Source organism: Glaciecola petra, from assembly GCF_031846345.1.
Lineage (GTDB): Bacteria > Pseudomonadota > Gammaproteobacteria > Enterobacterales > Alteromonadaceae > Glaciecola > Glaciecola petra.
The window spans coordinates 1-20386 of the sequence record NZ_JAVRHX010000008.1 but is presented as its reverse complement, the minus strand read 5'-3'; the positions used below and the strand labels follow the sequence as shown (position 1 = coordinate 20386).

Annotated in this window: 17 protein-coding genes; 3 read left to right on the top strand and 14 right to left on the bottom strand. The window is 37.5% G+C overall.

Annotated elements, in window-relative coordinates; genetic code table 11:
- Positions 1-2 precede the first annotated feature (2 nt).
- The 11 genes from yihG to dusA form a co-directional block, all read right to left on the bottom strand.
- Positions 3-917 (bottom strand): 1-acylglycerol-3-phosphate O-acyltransferase, YihG family, encoded by a 915-nt coding sequence (yihG, locus tag RM552_RS16855; protein ID WP_311370055.1) that lies wholly within the window; start codon positions 915-917, stop codon positions 3-5.
- 80 nt (positions 918-997) lie between these two features.
- Positions 998-3127, bottom strand: coding sequence for a diguanylate cyclase (locus tag RM552_RS16850; protein ID WP_311370054.1), 2130 nt, complete (start codon positions 3125-3127; stop codon positions 998-1000).
- A 39-nt stretch (positions 3128-3166) separates the two neighbouring features.
- Complete coding sequence (locus tag RM552_RS16845) at positions 3167-5347, bottom strand: sensor domain-containing diguanylate cyclase (RefSeq protein ID WP_311370053.1); 2181 nt, start codon at positions 5345-5347, stop codon at positions 3167-3169.
- Positions 5348-5675: 328 nt separating this feature from the next.
- On the bottom strand, positions 5676-5993 hold the full coding sequence (locus tag RM552_RS16840; RefSeq protein WP_311370052.1) for a pyridine nucleotide transhydrogenase: 318 nt from the start codon (positions 5991-5993) through the stop codon (positions 5676-5678).
- Between the two features lie 151 nt (positions 5994-6144).
- The gene (locus tag RM552_RS16835; protein ID WP_311370051.1) at positions 6145-6918 is read right to left on the bottom strand and encodes a phosphoadenylyl-sulfate reductase; all 774 of its coding nucleotides are present in this window, start codon (positions 6916-6918) and stop codon (positions 6145-6147) included.
- Positions 6911-8623: an assimilatory sulfite reductase (NADPH) hemoprotein subunit gene (cysI, locus tag RM552_RS16830; RefSeq protein WP_311370050.1), complete on the bottom strand. Its 1713-nt coding sequence runs from the start codon at positions 8621-8623 to the stop codon at positions 6911-6913. Before cysI ends, RM552_RS16835 begins: the two co-directional genes overlap by 8 nt.
- A complete protein-coding gene (locus RM552_RS16825; protein WP_311370049.1) occupies positions 8623-10434 on the bottom strand; it encodes an assimilatory sulfite reductase (NADPH) flavoprotein subunit in 1812 nt (603 codons plus the stop codon). Before RM552_RS16825 ends, cysI begins: the two co-directional genes overlap by 1 nt.
- A gap of 106 nt (positions 10435-10540) precedes the next feature.
- On the bottom strand, positions 10541-11305 hold the full coding sequence (locus RM552_RS16820; RefSeq protein WP_311370048.1) for a TIGR04219 family outer membrane beta-barrel protein: 765 nt from the start codon (positions 11303-11305) through the stop codon (positions 10541-10543).
- A 2-nt stretch (positions 11306-11307) separates the two neighbouring features.
- Positions 11308-12300, bottom strand: a complete 993-nt coding sequence (locus RM552_RS16815) for a DUF2333 family protein (protein ID WP_311370047.1) — start codon at positions 12298-12300, stop codon at positions 11308-11310.
- Between the two features lie 211 nt (positions 12301-12511).
- Positions 12512-12715, bottom strand: coding sequence for a PspC domain-containing protein (locus tag RM552_RS16810; RefSeq protein WP_311370046.1), 204 nt, complete (start codon positions 12713-12715; stop codon positions 12512-12514).
- 408 nt (positions 12716-13123) lie between these two features.
- Entirely contained in the window at positions 13124-14143 is a 1020-nt protein-coding gene (dusA, locus tag RM552_RS16805; RefSeq protein ID WP_311370045.1) for a tRNA dihydrouridine(20/20a) synthase DusA, read from the bottom strand.
- A gap of 388 nt (positions 14144-14531) precedes the next feature.
- Here dusA and RM552_RS16800 point away from each other — a divergent pair, with 388 nt between their 5' ends.
- Positions 14532-14831 (top strand): hypothetical protein, encoded by a 300-nt coding sequence (locus RM552_RS16800; RefSeq protein ID WP_311370044.1) that lies wholly within the window; start codon positions 14532-14534, stop codon positions 14829-14831.
- Positions 14832-14916: 85 nt separating this feature from the next.
- On the opposite strand, the gene RM552_RS16795 is transcribed toward RM552_RS16800, so the two are convergent.
- Positions 14917-16050 (bottom strand): acyl-CoA desaturase, encoded by a 1134-nt coding sequence (locus RM552_RS16795; protein ID WP_311370043.1) that lies wholly within the window; start codon positions 16048-16050, stop codon positions 14917-14919.
- Positions 16051-16196: 146 nt separating this feature from the next.
- Here RM552_RS16795 and fabR point away from each other — a divergent pair, with 146 nt between their 5' ends.
- Positions 16197-16805 (top strand): HTH-type transcriptional repressor FabR, encoded by a 609-nt coding sequence (fabR, locus tag RM552_RS16790; protein ID WP_311370042.1) that lies wholly within the window; start codon positions 16197-16199, stop codon positions 16803-16805.
- Position 16806: 1 nt separating this feature from the next.
- Here the strand turns inward: fabR and trmA are convergent, their stop codons facing one another.
- On the bottom strand, positions 16807-17904 hold the full coding sequence (trmA, locus tag RM552_RS16785) for a tRNA (uridine(54)-C5)-methyltransferase TrmA (RefSeq protein WP_311370041.1): 1098 nt from the start codon (positions 17902-17904) through the stop codon (positions 16807-16809).
- Between the two features lie 126 nt (positions 17905-18030).
- Here trmA and RM552_RS16780 point away from each other — a divergent pair, with 126 nt between their 5' ends.
- The gene (locus tag RM552_RS16780; RefSeq protein ID WP_311370040.1) at positions 18031-19191 is read left to right on the top strand and encodes a DUF5610 domain-containing protein; all 1161 of its coding nucleotides are present in this window, start codon (positions 18031-18033) and stop codon (positions 19189-19191) included.
- Positions 19192-19270: 79 nt separating this feature from the next.
- On the opposite strand, the gene RM552_RS16775 is transcribed toward RM552_RS16780, so the two are convergent.
- The gene (locus RM552_RS16775; RefSeq protein WP_311370039.1) at positions 19271-19732 is read right to left on the bottom strand and encodes an RNA recognition motif domain-containing protein; all 462 of its coding nucleotides are present in this window, start codon (positions 19730-19732) and stop codon (positions 19271-19273) included.
- Positions 19733-20386 lie beyond the last annotated feature (654 nt).

Here is a 20386-nt window from a genome sequence, read left to right as displayed (position 1 = left end):
TTTCACAATATTTCCTTCTGTATTGCTTCGATCATGTCGTCTTTTTGCTTCCATATGGTATTAAGCCAATCTTGAAAGATCTGTTTCTGTGCAGGTTCAGTGAAGTATTGAGAAGAGAATGTTTTTTCATTAAGTAGGGTGTTGATATCTATTACATTAATATCTACAACGATGTTCTCTACTTTACCACATACAAAATCCCAATAACTAGGGATTCCTTGAGGGTAAAAAATAGTAACGTCAACGAGTTTAGATAATCTATCTCCCATAGCACTCAGTACATAGGCTATACCACCAGTCTTTGGCGCTAGAGTATGCTTCAACGCGAGTCTTTGGGTGTATGTGGAGTTTACCTTATCCTTATTAAATCGGGTTCCTTCGACAAAGTTCATGATGCTAACTGGGCTATTTTCATATTTTTGACAGGCTCGTTTAGTCGTTTCCAGATCTTTGCCTTTCAGAGATGGATCCTTTGCAATAGCGGCTTTACTGTAACGTTTCATAAATGGGAAATCTAGGCCCCACCAGGCCAAGCCCAAAAAGGGTACAAAAATCAAATTCTGTTTAAGGAAAAACTTTAGAAATGGAATTTTTCGGTTAAAAACCCGCTGCAATACTAATATGTCGACCCAAGACTGATGATTCGCGATAACTAAATACCAACTATTTGGACCTAACAAAGGGTCTTTTCTCAAGGTATATTGCGTTCTTGAAAAAATGTTTTGATTTATGCGATTGACAGATATCCAAGCACTAGCAGATTTATCAGCTATTGAAGACATCCAGGTTTGCCATTGTTTTAAAGGAATCAATTTAAAGAATGATGCGACCATGATTGGGATAAACCAAAACACGGTATTCAAGAAATAAAAGCAAGTAGACAAAATGCCATTAATTGAATAAAACAGTGTTTTCATAGTAGCAAAAAGTCCTTTAAAGTCTAACCTGAAACCGCGCGGAGTATAGCCTAATTCGAAACTTTATCCAATAAAAGCTATTAGCCGATGGTGCTAATTGAGACTCTGTCCCGCCCATTTCGTTTGCACTTATACAGTTCGTCGTCAGCAATATTAATTAATTCAGGTAATTCGAGACCAACACCTGACATTACAGTACATACACCAGCACTCACTGTGAATTTTACCTTCTTATTATTGCTCTCATTGAATATTTCTAAAAAGTGTACTTTTTTATGAATGTCATTAATGATGTGGTGTTGTGATTCGATATCACTTCCCGACATAAAAATAATAAATTCCTCACCACCATATCGGCCAATGATATCGGTTTCTCGTTTACAGTGGTTTTGCATTAAATTTGCAAAAGCAATAAGGCACTCATCACCAATTAAATGACCATGTGTGTCATTGATACTTTTAAAATTATCTAAGTCGAGCAAGATGATACTGAAAGCTTGATTCAAACGATAACTTGTTTTGATAGCATTAATTGCTAATTCATTGAATCCAGACCTATTGTATAAGGATGTAAGACCATCCTCCCTAGCTTGAGCAGCGAGTTGTAAATTAAGTTGTTCTAGTTGTTCTGTTTTCTCTTCTACCTGCATTTTGAGGCGGCTTTCAAATGTTTTGACCAAGTATGAAGAACGCTTTAACTTTTTTGCCATATCAGATATTTCTTGACTTGTATCTTTCCCAGCGAGCATGTCGTTGGTCACACTTTTTTCATCTTGTAACAGTGCAATAAGCGGCGCTGTGATGCGTTTCGACAGATTGTAAGCAAGCACTAGAAAGACGGATATAACGATCAACAGCCCTAAGCCGACTATGATAAATTGATCCCTCAACCCAAGACTTATTTTTTGAGCGTCTTCAAGCAAATAAACGTTCCAGCCATAACTAGTGGTGATTTTATTATAAGCGTATATTTTTCCATTTAATTGCATGATATCTAAGTCTCTCAATACACGACTGTCAGCGATATCAAAATAGAGAGGGGTTAGCGCTTTATAAATCTCTTGTTCCGACGAATATACAATAGTGTTTTTTGCGTCGGTAATAATAACCAACATTTCTTCCCTTGCTTGGGATATTTGTTCATCAAAGTCATTTATTCCATTTAAATTTATCGCGCCGTAGAGAATGCCATTAAACATACCTTGGCTCAAAATAGGCGCGGCAACTGAAATCATGGGCGCTTCGACAACACCTCTGCTTAAAATCGCATCTGAAATATAAACATTCAAATTACGTTTCGTTTCAGAATAATACAGTCGATCACGGACATATTGCTGTGCATCGGGCAAAGCTCTAATCTGCTGAATATATTTAGTTGGGGCAAAAAAATCTAAACGGCCAAATTTATTGACGGTTGTTAAATTGAAAAACATTGGGTTTTCCACTTGCATTTTCACCATCAAGTCTTGATATATTTTTTCTTCTACATCGGCGGATATTACATTCGCTAAATTTTCCACAACAGATTGATATTTCAGTATGAACTCAGATGTAAGTTGTCCTATAAATGCTGATTTATTCTTTATAGCGTCGTCTAAATTATTTTCTGTTTGTTGAACATTCTGGCCAATAAATAAAAAAGACAATATGAGCAAAGGTGAAACAAGTATTGACGCACAAAGGGCAAAAATATTACTTGATAAACGATGCTGTTTAGGCACCCTAGAAACGAGCCATTTGTTAGGTAAACAAGCAAATATTGTGGATGCGAATGCAGCATTAAGCAAACCATTAAAACAATACTGCAATGTAATAATTAGGCTACTTCCTTGAAGATCAGCAGCATTAAAGTAGCTAAAAAACCATAGCGTGGGTATACCAATCGTTATCCAATATAAAATAGAAGCGAGTAAGATGAACAATACTCGGTGCCGCAATATGGCTATTATAAAAACTTCAATTAGGAACAGAAGACCCATCGGCCAGGGTTGCCCTGACATGACTTGTGAGAACAGGCACGAAACGGCAATGACTAGCACATAGCGAAAAGGCAGCAGTGCCATGCCAACAAATACAAATAACGAACCAAAAAATAGAAGAAAATCGCCGACAATATTAATTTGAACAAAAAAGTTCACGCTAATCGCAAGTACGGACAACAACAAAGTAAGTTGGACAGATTCAAGAAAGGAAGGTTTTACGTCGGTCATCTGTCTTTATGTCTCAAAATATTTTTGGAAATTAGTGAGCTACTTACTCACTACACTTATTTTATTTCGACCTCCACGCTTGCTGAGATAAAGTTGATTGTCAGCGAGCTCAAGAACGTCTTCATAATCAATTGAAAAATTATTGTCGAGACTACAAACTCCGGCACTTATCGTCATACTAGACACTTCTTTGTTATTTTTGAAGCGTAAATTTTGAATCTCGTTTTTTATTAACTCGATTCGCTGCGTGTGTTCTTCTATTTCGCCACCCACTATCATGATAATGAACTCTTCACCACCATAACGACCAATAATATCGGTATCTCGCTTGCAGTATTTTTGAATCACTTTAGCCACTGCGATAATGCACTTATCGCCAAAAGGGTGGCCGTGAGTATCATTAATGTTTTTGAAGTGATCGATGTCAATTAAAATCAGGGACATTTTGATGCTATTACGAATACAGTTTCGATATGAAGTAAGGGCTAGCCGGTTAAAGCCCGCACGGTTTAGCAATTGAGTTAGAGAATCTTTTTGGGCAATCGAATAGAGCTCTCTATTTAATTGTTTTAGTTGTTTAGTTTTATTATTAACTTGTTCTGATAACTGTTCTTGAAAATTTGACATAACTTCATGAGAATCTATTAACTTACGCGTGAGTTTGACCATTTCAGAGCTAACATGAGACTCCTTGATAATTTGAGGATGAAACTCTTTATCTGGAAAATGCTCGGTAATATCGACTAGTGGTTTTGTGATTTTTCGTGAAAGCGCTTTGGCTACTAATGCAAATCCAAGCAGTACAACAAAAATACCAACAACGAACACAAAGAAATAGTTAACGATCATCGATGTAACTGTTTTAGGTGAAGAAAGAACCGTTATTTGCCATTCATTAGCTGCTTCAGCTTGCGCATAAATAAAAGTTTCTTGTTGGAACTTCATTACATCTAGCTGCCTTATTAAGGGATCAATATGCACTTCATAATCAAAATTTGACAAGATAGGGTAATACAAGTCATTACTTTTACTCAGGATTCGACCGTTTTTATCGGACATAATAAATTGAATATCTTCTGGGCGAGAACTCTCATTATAGTCTGAAAATTCATCAAGCTTGATTGCCCCTTGAACAATTCCGTTAAAATTTCCATTTACCGACATTGGCACAGAAAGGCTAAGGATGAGATTGTTTCCAAAGCCTCTTCCAATAAACGCTTCTGAAACAAATGGCTCCATTGTGTTTTTTGTTTGTTTAAAATAGTCTCTGTCGCGCACATTTGGCGAGTTTAGATTATTAAGCATTTGCGAGTACATGTTGGGTGAGGCTTTTGTGACGATACCGTCTTTATTGGTGATAATTACAGAAGTAAAAAGTGGATAATTATTATAAATTGCATCTAACAGTGTTTGTGATTCAGCATTCGGGTGAGTTTCAAGATAATTCGCGACCGTATTTAACCCATTGATATGTCTAGCAAATTCGACATCTATCATCGTAGTTGTTTGTTCCGCTACAGACTTTAAGTTGCGGGCAATGTTTTGTTCGTTGTGGCCAGTGGATTGATAAATAAAAAATAATGCGATAACCATGGCCGGTAGGGTAACAGTAAGCATGCAAAGTGAAAAAATCAGTGACGCTAATTTGGGCGGCTTGGATACATACTTTCTGTAGGTGTAATCAGACGGTAAAAACCAACTGCCGATTGCAACGACAGACACTATAATCAAGCCATTAATCGCCCGGGTAACACCATTTATGAAAAGTTCTTCAGCAGACGCGAATGACGTCAAGGCATGTAACACTAATAGCAAAGGGATTCCAATGAGCAGCCAATATGACATTGCTGACTGAAACAGAAAAAAACCTTTTCGCATTAATACATGCACAACAATCATTTCTAATGAAAAAATCACAACTAAATAAGGATCATTAGCATATATTGCGGCACTAACGGAGGTGAATATTACGGTAATGATTGCAGCATTCAATCCTTTAGTGACTAAACAAAAAAGAACAAAAAGTTGGCCAAGGAATAAGGTGAAATTACCGAAAAAGCTGATGTGCAAAAAAGCATTTGTCATTGCGCCTAACAGGCCAAAATTAATGCCATATAAAAATGTACGCAACGCAAAAAAAGGCAAATGCTCTTTATTTGACAGGTTAACCCTACCAAGGTCGATATATTTGTGATCTTGCTTAAAATCCATCTTTATCATTATTATTCTTATATACTCATACACAAACAACATGACTTTTGATTGATTATTCAAATCAGCAATCAAGCCTAGCGCCAAATATGCAATTGAAGATGAAATCCGTCCAATATCAATTCATATTTGTGCATGAACACTTTATTTAATCGAAAACTAACGTAACAATAATTCACCTTTTACTGACGAGTATAGCAACAAATTTACATTTTTAATATGTCAATGATACTTCACGCTAGTATGCTCATAAAGGGAGGTATTTCGATATAATGCAGGTGCTTGATTTAAGTCAAAAAAAAACCTCCAAATGGAGGCTTTCTCAACTAATATTTTTTTACTGTACGACTTTCGCTAGCGTAGCGTCTTTATGAGCTACAATATTAATTTCCATCAGCTTTGGGTTGAACGTCATGGATGCCAATACTCTGTCACTCGAACCGTTGATGTTATCATACATGTTGGATTCTGCTTTTTTGAAAACTAAATTTGACGAAATATCTAACTGCATACAATTACTATTTATTTCAAATGATTGCTTATTCATACATTTGAATGCCTTAGTTTCACCTTGTAAAGCAGACTCCGCCAATAAAGAATTTGATGCCAACACTAGTAATATCGACATAGTGGTTTTTAAAAACGAGGGCTTCATATATACCTTCCTGTTAAGTCTTGGGTGAATTCATTACAGAAAAGTATAAAACAAAATAACTATAAAAGCAAGTTGGGATCATACCAACATTACAGAAATATGACAAAAAGTTTAAACTTATGTTTCAATGCTTGGAAGCGACTACACGTTTTTAGATACCATCGCCATCACCAAACTCATGAAGACCACATTCTCTTTTCAGGCCAAAAAAACGAGTATCCTCCTCGTTCATACCTGCTTCAAGTTTGCGTGTTGTATGCCAATCACCAATAGATACATACCCATGCTCCCATAGCGGATGATATGGTAAGTTGTTTAATGTCATATAACGATGTAACTGTTGATTGTTTAAATCAACAATAGGATGCACCTTAAACTGTTGTGCTTGTATTTGCAGAATATCTAAATTTTTCCTACTACCTGACTGGCTTCTTCTTAAGCCAGCAAACCAAGTTTTTGCATTTAATTCGTTTAATGCAGCTTTCATTGGGGTAACTTTATTTATTTGATTATATTTTTCTATACCTTTAATGCCGTTTTCCCATAACTTTCCATAACGTGCTTCTTGCCAAGCTGGGGTGATGTCTGCTCTGTAAACCTTAAGGTTAAGGTTTAGTTGTTCACTGAGCTGGTCAATAAATTGATAGGTCTCTGGAAATAAATAGCCGGTATCGGTCAGCACAACCGATATGCCAGGCGCTACTTGGTTGAGCAAATGTAGCATAACAGCAGACTGAGCACCGAAACTGGAAGATACTATATGGGTGCCTGGTAAATTCTCCATAGCCCACTCTACTCTTTCAGTAATGCTCTTGCTCTCCAAAGTAGTATTCAGTTGTGAGATATCGGTTTCATTTATGTTTAAAACAGCGGGAGATATTACCTTGTTTTGTTTGGTGTTTTCTTTGTATGCTACATTATGCATAAAAATCCTCCGCAGAGTTGACTACAGGCGCAACTATTCCAGCTCGGATTACAAAGTCACCAAAAGCTTCATTTTGTAGACGTTCTTTGGACCAACGGCCGATCAATTCGTCAATTATTTGCATAATTTCGGTATCTACTATGTTTTCTTTGTACATTTTAGGGATACGGGTTCCCTCACGATTTCCACCGATATGAAGGTTATATTTGTTTGGTCCTTTTCCGACCAAACCAATCTCGGCAAGCATCGCTCTGCCACATCCATTAGGGCAGCCAGTTATCCGATAAATGATACTTTCATGTGCCAGTCCATGCTTACTCAGAATGCTCTCTAATTGGTCTACAGCGCTTGGTAAATAGCGTTCCGCTTCTGCCATTGCAAGTGGACATGTGGGAAGCGAAACGCAAGCCATAGAATCTTGCCTTTGCTTGCTGGTATTGGCTTCTAACAGGCCATGTTGTGTGGCGATTGCTTCAATAAGCGCTTTTTGGTCTTCAGGTACACCCGCAACAATTAAATTTTGATTAGCTGTTAGTCTAAAATCACCTTGATGAACTTTTGCAATCTCTGCACAGCCTTTTTTTAATGATTTGTTTGCAAAGTCTAATATTCGGCCATTTTCAATAAACAAAGTAAGGTGATGCTTACCATCTATCCCTTTGACCCAGCCAAACCGATCGCCACGAGATGTCAGTTTAAAAGGGCGGCTTTCAGCGAAAGTCATACTCGCTCGTTTTTCTACTTCTTTTTTGAAGGTGTCTACGCCGACACGTTCAAGTGTATATTTGGTTTTTGCATTTTTACGGTTGGTTCTGTTTCCCCAATCTCGCTGAGTTGAAACAACTGCAGCGGCAACATCGAGTGTTTTGTCTAAGCTAACAAATCCAAAATTATCTGCTTTTCTTGGAAAGGTAGTCATATCACCATGTGTCATAGCTAAGCCGCCACCCACTAATACATTAAAACCGACTAATTTGTCGTTTTCTGCAATGGCAACAAAGTTCAGGTCATTAGCATGCACGTCAACATCGTTATGTGGCGGAATGACAACAGTGGTTTTAAATTTTCTGGGTAAATAGTTATCGCCCAGGATAGGTTCTTGTTCTTGCGTTGACTCTACTTTCTCACCATCTAACCAAATTTCTGCATAAGCGTTAGTTTTGGGGAGTAAGTGTTCACTTATTTTTGCTGCCCAATTCCATGCTTGTTTATGCAATTCAGACTCAACAGGGTTTGAGGTGCATAACACATTTCTGTTTACATCTCCTGCAGTGGCAATAGAGTCGATGCCAGTTGAATTCAATAGTTGGTGCATAGGTTTTACATTGGGTTTTAAAACACCATGAAATTGAAAGGTTTGTCGAGTCGTTAAGCGAATACTTCCATACATCGTTTTCTCTTCCGCGAATTTGTCGATAACTAGCCATTGTTCTGGCGTAATTACACCTCCGGGTAGTCTTGCTCGCAGCATAACGTTATGCAGTGGCTCAAGTTTTTGCTTGGCTCTTTCTGCTCTTATATCACGATCATCTTGCTGATACATGCCGTGAAAACGTATAAGTTGGAAGTTGTCGGCGGTAAAACCACCGGTAACATCATCAGCTAAATCGGTGGTAATCGTGCCCCGTAAATGCTTACTTTGTGCTTTCATGCGCTCGTTGTCTGCAAGCTTACCTTCTACTATTAGGTTTTTGTTGTCAGCCATTAGTAAACATCCTTTTGATATCGTTTAGCTTTGCGCATCTCTAGTAAGTATTGTTTTGCTGCTTTCTCATCTTTGTTACCGTATTTCTGAATAATAGATAGCAGCGCTTGCTCAACGTCTTTTGCCATACGCATTGCATCACCACAAATATAAAGGTGCGCACCTTGCTCCAGCCATTCGAAAACTTCCTCGCCTTGTTCAAGTAATTTATCTTGTACATATATTTTTTCTGCTTGGTCACGCGAAAAGGCTAAACTGATTTTGTTTAATAAACCTGACTTTAAATATGCTTGCCATTCAACTTGGTATAAAAAGTCTTGCGTGAAATGTGGATTACCAAAAAACAACCAATTTTTCCCAGTTGCTTCAGTCACATCACGTTCTTGCATAAATGCTCTAAATGGGGCGATTCCAGTCCCCGGGCCAATCATTATAACTGGTGTATTTGTGTCCGAAGGAAGTCTGAAGTTATCATTTGACTCAATAAATATTTCGACTTCTTCGCCCTCTTGTAGGCGGGTCGATAAAAAGCCTGAGGCACCACCTTGATGACGGCTACCAAAAGCTTGGTAATCAACATGAGCGACGGTTAAATGGACTTCGTCTTCAACTTCATTTTGACTTGACGCAATAGAATACAGACGCGGGCTAATGGGACGAAGGGCATCGACTAGCGTTTGAGCCGATATCACATTCGGATATTGTTCAATAATATCTACAATTTGGCGTTCTTCCAAAAATTTTCTGAGTGCTTTTTTGTCAACTAATAGTTCGTGAAGTGCAGTATCATGGCTAGCGTTTTGATAAGCCTTTACAAATCCAGGATAGCTTAAGGTTAATTCTAACTTATTTGTCAATGCTTGGCTTAACGTCATGACTTCGTTTTTAACAGAAACCTCTTCTTCGGCTTTAGTTTGTGTAACTCTTAATATACGTTCAACTATTTCAGGGTCGTTTTTAAAGTAAATACCTAAAGCATCACCTACTTGATATTTTAATCCAGAGTCTTCAAGCATAATCTCAATGTGCCTGATATCTTTCACTGAGTCTCGGCCAGTAATTTTAAGACAAGCGCCCAAATTCGCCCGCAAGGGGTTTTGTTTTGTGTACAGATTACTAATAGTATTTATGGGCATAGATGTGTTTTGAGCACTAGTCTCTGCATTAGAAGCTGCATTAGCGGTTAAATCACTTACCAGTGAGGCAGTCATTTGTTCCGCCCATTTGCTGATAGTATCGGCATAATCTACGTCACAATCAAGTCGCCCTGCGAGCGAAGTAGCACCTAGCTTTTGTAAACTAGCATCAAAATCTTTTGCAGTTTGGCAAAAGAATTCATAGCTAGTATCACCTAAGCCTACTACCGCATATTTTAAGTTACCTAATTTGGGCGCTTTTTTACTGTGCACAAATTCGTGTAATTCAACTGCGTCATCTGGTGCATCACCCTCGCCATGTGTGCTCACAAATATTATAAGATGCGTTTCATCTTTTAATTTTCTTGGCTTATAATCGCTCATGCTGATAACTTTAGGTGCCAAGCCTTTTGTTTTTAATTTCTCACCAAAACTAGTCGCTTCATGTTTGGCATTGCCTGTTTGTGAGCCATATAAAATCGTCAGGGTTGCTTGTTCTGTGCTTGTCAAAGCTTGAGACTGTTGCTGATTGTTTGCACCCGCTGCTACGCCAGCGACAAATCCACTCGCCCAAATAAGTTGATCTTTACTGAGTCCTGAAACCGCTTGTGACAGGCGAGACAATTGAGCTTGGTCAAGCGGTGTTATTGGGGAATTACTGTTATTTTTAGTCATTAAAAAAAAAATCGCTAGGCTTATAATTAAAATAAGCATAACGATTAATTTTGATAACTGGAAAGAATAAAAACTAATTTTTTATTCTGTTTTGTACTGAAACAATTTAGAAATCGAATTCGATACCTAAAAATGCGCCATCAAACTCTAAATTAGCATAAATGTCATCTAAGTCTTCGATATCTAATTCGGTAGACCTATAACCAAGTTGTATCGTCATATCTATCGCTAGGGTTTCGACAAAGTTGTAGCTAATGCCTGCCTGATAATCGGTAAATGAATCGTCATCTATTGACAAAAATGTACCTTCAGCAAAAACACCAAGCCCCGTCAATGGTAAGCCAAAAGCAACCTTGGCATATGCCATGGGTATCATGCCATCAAACTCTTCTTCTGCCATGTTACCATCTTGATCAACAACAACAATGTCACCTTCAAGTTGTTTTGCTGCTACACCTATGTCGAGTGTAGCTATATCAGAATCTAATAATTCATAATATAAAATATAGTCTGTCGCAGTCATTTCAATTTGGGTGTCTAGCGTAGCGTTAGCAAGAAAGACTTCATCACCAAAATTAAATTGTGTGTCGAGTGTTGTTGAACCTTGTGTATCCATTGTGGTTCGGGCCAGCTTAATGTTTGGCACGAGAGGAATTGGGTGTTCAAGCGCAGCGTAAAAACTTGCGTTTTGTTCTGACTCAAAGGCAAAACCAGCGATATTTTCGTTTTCAGAGAAACCGCCTGTTGCATCCATATTCCACGCTTGGGCGCCTAAATAGCCGCCCAGCAAAGTATCGGCATTTGCTTGTGTACTCAACAATAATGCTGAACTAGCAATAACAATTGCACTTAAGTTTTTTACATTTTTCATATTTAACCCTGGTTTAGTAATTCTGAAAGTTCGATTAACGCGGCATTAGCCCGTGAAATATAGTTAGCCATCACCAAAGAGTGATTAGCCAATAAACCGAAGCCGTCTCCATTTAATATAACGGGACTAAACACAGCTTCTTGAGTCGCTTCTAGCTCTCTTATTATTTGTTGCAAGCTGACAGTTGCATTTTTTTTGCGTAAAACATCACCAAAGTCAGTCTCAATAGCCTTTAAAAAATGCAAGAGAGCCCAACTAGCACCGCGTGCTTCATAGAAATTGTCGTCTAACTTAAACCAACTCGTTTTATTTATCATTACTGACGCTTCGGGAGACGAGTTACTCGCAGCACTGTCGCCCGCCAAATTAGTATTAATTACTTCTGTACCCACACTGGCACTTAGCTTTTGTGACAGACTACCTAATCGTTTTTCGACTTGTTTTAAATAATCTCTTAAATTGTCAGCTCTAGCATAAAACTGGTTGTTTGTGGCAGTTGGGTCACCTAATTGATCGCGATATACATAAAGTTGTTCAAGTGCATCTTCGTATTGCCCTTCACTAGAAGGAAGAATCCAGCGATTGTTGTCAAAGTTTAAACTGGGTTGGGCCTTAGTAAGAGCTGGGTTTTCAATAGATTGAGACTGCGATCGACTGAAATCTTTCCGCATAGCTAGCGCTAGATCTCTGCTCATTTCAAGCACACCAAATTCCCAACTTGGGATGTTATCCATAAAAACACCAGGAGGAGTTACGTCGTTTGTTATGTAACCACCAGATTTATATAATAATTTTTCTAACACTGCAATCAGTGTATTGGTTGTTGTATACCCCGTGACAACTCGCTGGTTAGTCTCTTTTGCTTGCTCATCTGCGGCTACGTTGACATTAAAAGTATTGGGTTCAAATCCCCACCAGAAACCAACTACACCAATGATGAGGAATATGGCAAAAATAAAGCCAAGAATTGATTTGGTATTAAATAAAGTATTCATTAGAGTCCTTTTGACTTGATATATCGCAACGCATATCCATCAGAATATAAAATAAAGCGACAAAGCCTAATAGGCGTAGTTTACCTTCGACAAGGACGATTAGAAACCGCTTATTCACATAAACGGATTAAAAATGATAACTATTAGGCTGTTTATCGGGCTATTTACCTATATTGCGTATCGGATTGTGTATTTAAGTTGCCAGAAAAGCCTAAGCTTTATAACGAAGTAGTAATATGGCCATTACATATGCTAGGCCAATTGCGAATGGTAAAAAGCAAAACGCAACAGCAGCTATGCCTCTCACAATCCACTCGTTGATATCGAAATATTTTGCCATACCTGCACATACGCCTGAAATGAGCGCTTTATGGGGATCTCTAAAAAAGCGTTTTTCGTTAATTACCGTTTTCATATGTTTTCCTTCTAATTGACTAAATGTCAGCCTTGATTATTTTAAGATGCGACAATAATAAAAAAACACCTGCCCCACACATATAAAATAAAACAGGCGATAGGACTAAACTAAGTAAATCGATTTGTGCCAGCATTATCTTGCTCCTTTCCGCTAAATACTTCAGTGTTCTTGTATTAGTCGTTTATTTTTTCGTTTTGGTTTGCATCTTCCTTAAAATTATTGGCAACTTTCACAGGAAGATATGTTCACTATGGTAATGTCATAGCTAAAGTCGTGCCAAAATCCGATGAATTGATAAAAACACAATGAAATCAATAGCATATTAGGTTTTTATATGTAAATAAGGAGTGTGCTCAAGAAATTTAATGAGCAATTTGGTCTATTTAACTAATAATAATAGTCAATTTAACCAGTTTTTAGTTTGAAGTTTTCAGCTTTATGTTGTGCGATGCTAACCTGCTCATAGGCATCAAGTAACAAATTTGGATTGTTGTGTTTACCTGTGCCATTTTGGCTTAAGTAACGACGCCATATTTTACCGCCAATTTGACCTTGAAACAGACCAAGTATGTGACGCGCAATATGCCAAACTCGAGTGCCTTTGGCGTGTTCTTGGTGGATATAAGCGGTCATATCCTCAATGATGTCTAACCGGGTTCTAGGTTTAGGGTGATGGGTTTTGAAAATATGATTATCCACATCATTGAGAATAAAGGGGTTTGCATATATTTCCCTGCCAAGCATAACGCCGTCAACATACTCAAGATGGCACTGAGCTTCTTCAAGGCTGTTGATTCCGCCATTGATACTAATAAACAAGTTTGGGTTGTCATCTTTCAATCGATAGACTCTTGAGTAGTTGAGCGGAGGAACATCTCGATTTTGCTTGGGACTTAAGCCCTGTAACCACGCTTTTCTTGCATGAACAATAAAGTGTTCACAACCGGCATCTTTAATTGGCAAAATAAAATCTGAAAGGCCTTTATCGTCGTCCATATCATCTATGCCTATGCGACACTTGATCGTTACAGGGATATCTACCTCTTTTTGCATAGCACTAAGACAATCGGCAACAATAGATGGGGTAGACATTAAACATGCGCCAAAACTACCATTTTTAACTCTATCCGAGGGGCAGCCAACGTTTATGTTTATTTCGTCGTAGCCTTTTTCCTGCGCAATTTTTGCACATCGAGCCATATCAGTAGGGTCGCTACCGCCTAATTGAAGTACAACAGGGTGTTCTTCTTTGTTGAAACTTAAATAATCACCTTTGCCATAAATGATAGCGCCAGTAGTCACCATTTCAGTATACAACACTGCTTGCTTAGATAGCAGTCGCAAGAAAAACCGACAATGGCGGTCGGTCCAATCAAGCATAGGGGCGACTGAGAAACGGTGATCAATATTTAGTTTTGAATGCATCAAGGTGGAATAAGGCCGGTTAATTGCAACATTATGATTATAACACTAGCAAATCCGGAAGGAAAAACAGTCTTTTGAAAGAACAAACGTTTCTAACTAATAGGGTTTTAATTCTATTAACTAATAGTTAGTTATTTTGACCAAAATTGGTAGTGAAAAAGACTAAGGGATGAACGGTGTCTTCCTCATTATTTATAGTTAGCATGTATATTTTCCAAATAAGTGCATGTAAAAATTGATATTTTTAAAATTAATAATAGTTTGGCACAAGAATGGCTAAGGCTGGTATCAGTATAGGGTTATCACAAAATAGTAACCATTGAGATTAAGATTTTTTATGTCGTAAGCAAAATCTTGATCATTAACCATACATTTAGAGGAACATATAATGAAACTTTCACGCAAATTACTTGCAACTTTGCTTATCACTGCTTGCGCATTTTCAACTATGGCGAATGCAAGCTCGGTCAAAGTTGACGAAAATAGTGTGGTGTATCAAATCACCGCAAATTTTATCAATAATAGTATTCGCGAAGTCAAAAATGAAATCAATATTTCGATCAAAAACACTTTATTAACCGTTTCACATCAAGTTGATATTGATCCAAACTTACCGCAAGGGAAAATTCAAATTGTTGATTTAGCTAAAATCAACCAAGTTGAACCCAAAAAATCAAAAGCGGATTAATTATTTCACTAAAAATAGAATATACGTCTCTCCCAGACAATAAAAAGGCATTCTTATGAATGCCTTTTTTGTTATGAAACAGGGCTTAAGCGCGAGCTGGCTCTAAGTAAAAGCTATAAATAGACTGCCACTTTTCTTTTTGTAAGATGACCGACTGTTTAAGCTCTTTATACTTAAAATCAAGTTCTAGTTTTTCGTAATTCTCTTGAAGAGACTTCTTTTTCAAAGCAACTAGGGCCTTTCTAGCTTTGTAATATTCACTCATGCGTTGTACTAAAATATCGTATTCAGCTTGCATTTTTGCGAGCACTTCATCTGCATTCGGCAAAAGCAATAGTTTCGTAGTTGCGTATTTTAATTCCATAGCTAAACGAGCTTTTTCGATACGTTCTTCAGGTGTAGTGCGTAAATTTTTCGCCAAATTGCACAATGATAATGTTTTGATGAGCCATTTGGTTGGATCATAATGCCACCATTTGATGCCGTTTCTGTAATCATATTCAAAAATATGATGAAAATTGTGATAGCCTTCGCCAAAAGTGAAAAATGCAAGTATCCCATTGTCTCTAGCAGAATTTTTGTCAGTGTAAGGTCGTTTACCCCAAATGTGAGCAAGAGAGTTTATAAAGAAAGTTACGTGATGAACAGCTACTAATCGAGCTACACCAGCTACTAGAATCATGCCAATAATACTGCCATTTAACCATCCTAAAAAGCCTGTAATTCCGAAATTAGCAATCAAAACAATGGCCAAATAATATTTATGTTGCCACATGACAACTTTATCTTTTTGTAAGTCTTTGCAGTTGGCATAGTCGCTATAACGCTTTGCCTGATATTCTCGTAACATCCAACCAATATGCGAAAACCAAAAACCTCTTTTTGCCGAATATGGATCCATGCCATTTTCGTCAACGTGGCGATGGTGGACTCTATGATCGCTGCACCAATGCAGAATACTATTCTGTACTGCCATGGCACCACCAGTTGCCAAAATAACCTTGATTACTGGATGTGCATCATAAGTTTTGTGTGACCAAAGGCGATGATATCCCGCAGTTATCGACATACCCGTAAAGAAAAACAAACCGACTGCAACCGCAATTTCTACCCATGAAATACCGTATACATAAGCCCATATTGGTATGCCCAAAAGAGCAATCAAAGACGTTACAATAAATAAGGTTACATTAAGCGTGATAAGGGGTGGTTTTTTCAAAATATATTACTACTCAAAGTTCAGCGTACAACTGTACGCAAATTTATCTTTTTGGTCATTAAAGTGCAAGTATTATCTTTCAAAGCCTTGCCTTGTTTGTCTGTATCTAATAACCTTTTGTGAGTTTACTTTTCTGCCAAATTTTAATGAATAGACAACAGCAAAAACAAGAAACTCGCCAGCGCATAATAGCTGCTGCTTTCGCTTTATTGGATGACAACAAAAGCTTTACCAGCATAAGCCTGCGTGAAGTTGCGCGTGAAGCTAATATCGCGCCTACTTCTTTTTATCGTCACTTCACTGATATTAATGAGTTAGGATTGACTCTGGTCGATGAATCGGGCTTGGCATTAAGACAACTAATGCGTCAAGCGCGCAAAAGAATATCCTCTGGTGGCAGTATTATTACTATTTCTGTCGATACCTTTATGGAATTCATATTACAAAATCCTAATTTATTTAGACTTTTGTTGCGTGAACATACCGGCACTTCTTCTTCGTTTAGAGCGGCCGTTATGCGGGAAATCAGACATTTTACCAAAGAGTTAAGCGACTACATCGTGTTACGTTTAAATGTGCCAACTTATATCGCGTCTTTGCAAGCAGAGGCTATGGTTAAGTTGGTATTTAATGCTGGTGCAGAGGCGCTTGACGCTAATTCTGTCGATATTAAAGATATAGCAGACAGGGTAAAAGTGCAGTTAAGATTTATTCAGTTTGGTGCCATACAATACGCTGCACTTAATAAAACTTAGTTTATTTATTATTTTTTGACAATATAACACCACTTTCTATGTGAGGAGTGAATGGAAATTGATCAAATATTGCGGCTGCTTTTATTTGATGACTATTAGACAATTGTTCTAAATTTTCAGCCAAGGTCTGTGGGTTGCAACTAATATAAATAATATGTTCAAACTGTGAGATGAGTTTAAGGGTTCCTGGATCTAGCCCTGCACGCGGTGGGTCAACCAAGACACTAGTAAAATCATAAGTGTCCAATTGTATAGCTTTGAGTCGTTTGAATTCTCTCACCTTGTTATATGCTTCAACAAATTCTTCGCTCGACAAACGAGCAATTTCTATATTGTTAGCGTTATTTGATTTAATGTTCTCATGTGCAGCGTTTACAGATGTTTTGGAAATTTCTGTAGCAAACACTTTCCTAAATGAGCGACCTAAAGGAATAGTAAAATTGCCAGCGCCACAATATAGCTCTAATAAGTCTGTCTGGTTTTGTGATGCATTTTCAGCCACCCATTCAATCATGTTAACGTTAATACTAGCGTTGGGTTGCGTAAAACTATTTTCAATTTGCTTAAAAACATAAGTTTGGCCATTTATTGATAGGCACTCATTGACATAATCGCTACCAAGCACCAACTTTTGCTTTTTCGCCCGCCCGATAATATTTATTTTCCCTAAATGTGCTAAATGAGTTTGTAAATCCTCGGCTGCGCTAATCCATTCTGGGGTCAATTTTTTGTGATAAATCATGCTTATCACTAGCTCATTAGTTGTGGATGACAAATAGTCAATCTGAAATAGTTTTGTGCGCAGTTCTTGGCTACTGATAACTTTTTCAATGACTTCTTTCATAGCCATGTTTATGAGTAGATTAGCGGCAGGTAGGTTATCAACTTTGTACTTTTCTTTAGTTTGTTGATTAAACATAATATGAAAAGTATCTGTACCTTCATGCCATATTCTGAACTCCGCCCTCATTCTATAATGTTGAGGTGAAGATGCGTATGTTGTTATTGGTCCCGAGTAGAACGGGTTGAGTAAATTTGCCAGCTCTTTTTGCTTATTAATAAGTTGCAAATCGTATTGAATTTGGAGGTCTGAAGACATATTTGCTTAGTGTGATAAAAATATTTGCTGAGGATTTTAACGTAATTGAAAAATTTACCAACTCTTTGCTAAAGAAATCGCCCTGTTTGGCCGATATCTATGTTGAGGATAGTGAGGTATCTTTTTATGAACACGTTACAGACACAAAATATTTTGTCGTCGAAAGCTGTGGGCGAGCCTTCCAATAATGGAATTCGGCAAAGCCAGCTAGTCGACAAACCGGCAAGCAATATCGCTTCAGCAGATGACACTTATAGCGCATCTCATCAAAGCGATGCTGTTATTGCAAAAGTAGTATCTTTTTCCTTGAAAAAGAATGTTGGCGTTTCTGTTGGTGTCCCTAGCACGATCAATACAGAAAAAAATCTTAATGAACGGTTTGATGTAGAAAAAGGTGCGTCTTCATTTGAGGCGGGCATTGATAAAATTACCGCTAATGTGGTTAGTTTTGTCGGTAAGGCTCTACATAATTTGGCTAGCCAAAATTATTCTGAAGAACAACTTAATTTTTATAGAAACGAAGCAATCAAGGGCGTAGAAGTGGGTATTGATCAGGCCAAGATCGAATTAATTGGACTTGCTGATGAAAATACCTTCGATAGTATCGACCAAATAAAAAATGCCATTTTGCAAGGCGTTGATAGGTTGAGCTTAGATAATATTATTTCAAATGCTAGCGCAACTGACACATCAAATAGCAATGAGGCTTATAACGAAATAGATATTACACTGAGTGATTATAGTCGGGGCAGCTTGAGCTTTGACAACGTGCTGATAAAATCTGAGGTTTCAGCTTCGACAAAAAGCAATGAGAAAAACTTTACCACTAGCAGTTCGGGTATTTCGTTTTCAATAAACGTAGCCGAGAGCAAAATCAGTAGTATTCAAATGAAGCACGAATACGAACTTGGTCAAGTTGATAGACTAGCTAATCTAGTGAATCAAACGGATGCTCTATTAGACAGCTTCTACAGAGGGTCTGTTGAAGATAGTTACGCTAAAAGTCAATTAGAAGGGTATTCTGATGAACATCTGCTTCGTTCTGCAAAAGCAATTGTTAACTCTTCAACAAACTTGAAAAACGATTTACCCGAGTCGCCTAAACAAGTTGCAGATTATCTGAGTAAGTACTTAGGCGTTATTGACTCAAGCAAACAAATACTAGAGGACGAACAGGATTTTAATCAAATTATCAATGGCCTTGTCAATCAAATGAAAGACGTTCAAGTGCCGGATTTATTGCAAGCTATCAATAAATTTCATAGCTTTAATCGCAAATTTGATTAGTACTTACGACTACTATGTAAAGTAGTCGTACTATGTTCATTCAACTGTCTTTATTAACGTAAATGTGGCTAAAGAAAGCCTAATATTGTTTGTCGTTTGCTAAGCGAACGATCAAGTTGCGTTCCATAAATATGGAATCATTGAACTTTTTAATAAATTTAGGCTGATCCTTAGCGGCTACTTCAATAAATCCAAATCCTTTGCGTCGGCCAGTCTTTTTATCTTTTACCAAGCGTACTGATTTAACAAAACCTATATTTTCAAAATGCTCTTGGACAGTTTGTTCGTTTGCCTTGTAAGCAAGATTTCCAATATAAAGAGTGGCAATATTATTATCTTCTACATCAGCTTCGCCAACTGCTGCTGACTCTTTGTTAATAAGCATAGAGAGCAACATCAAACTCAATCCAAAAAGTAATATTAAGATACTGGGTAAAAAATAAGCTATTGATGTATCGTTAAATTCTAAGTTGATAAAATAGGTAACTACCGCAAATAATAGCGTTATTATAGCAACCAATGGCATTTTTAACGTCAACATTGTACCTCCCATTTGGGCATCGCTTTGAAAATATGTGGCAATATATTAAAGCCTTAGAAAAATATAGCTAGCAGAAGATGTAAATATTTTTATACAAATTATAAACAAACAATTTACCAATATAACGTTATTGAAATAAATCTATGGGTTTTACAAATTTAATGTTTGATTTCAGCGATTAATTTTAGATATGGGCTTGTTAAGATGTTTTAGATCTGTAGAATGCGCGCTCGCTTACTTAAAGTCGGTCGGTTAATATTTGTACAGGCTTTAATGGCTAGGGGTTTGGAAGAAATTGACAGATAAATTTTTTATCCAATTTTTAACAAAATATCCTTGACAAAATTTGCGATTGCAGTAGTATTCGCATCCCGCTTGAGGCAGGGTCTTTTATCCTCCTCCAGCGCAGTGTAACGACGCGATGTTGGTTTTACTCCTCAGAGTAATGTTTGTCCTCATTGCGCAAAATTACTCCTAGGGAGTAATTGTTGCACGGTGTTCTTTAACAATTAGTAGCAAGACAATCTGTGTGGGCACTCATTAAGAGTGTCTACGACAAAAAAAGGGGTCAGTGTCATATATGATACTCGCCTTTAAAAGAAACGCAAAGAAGTAAGCGTGACGAGTCATTTACTCTGACCTCTTATTTCGCCA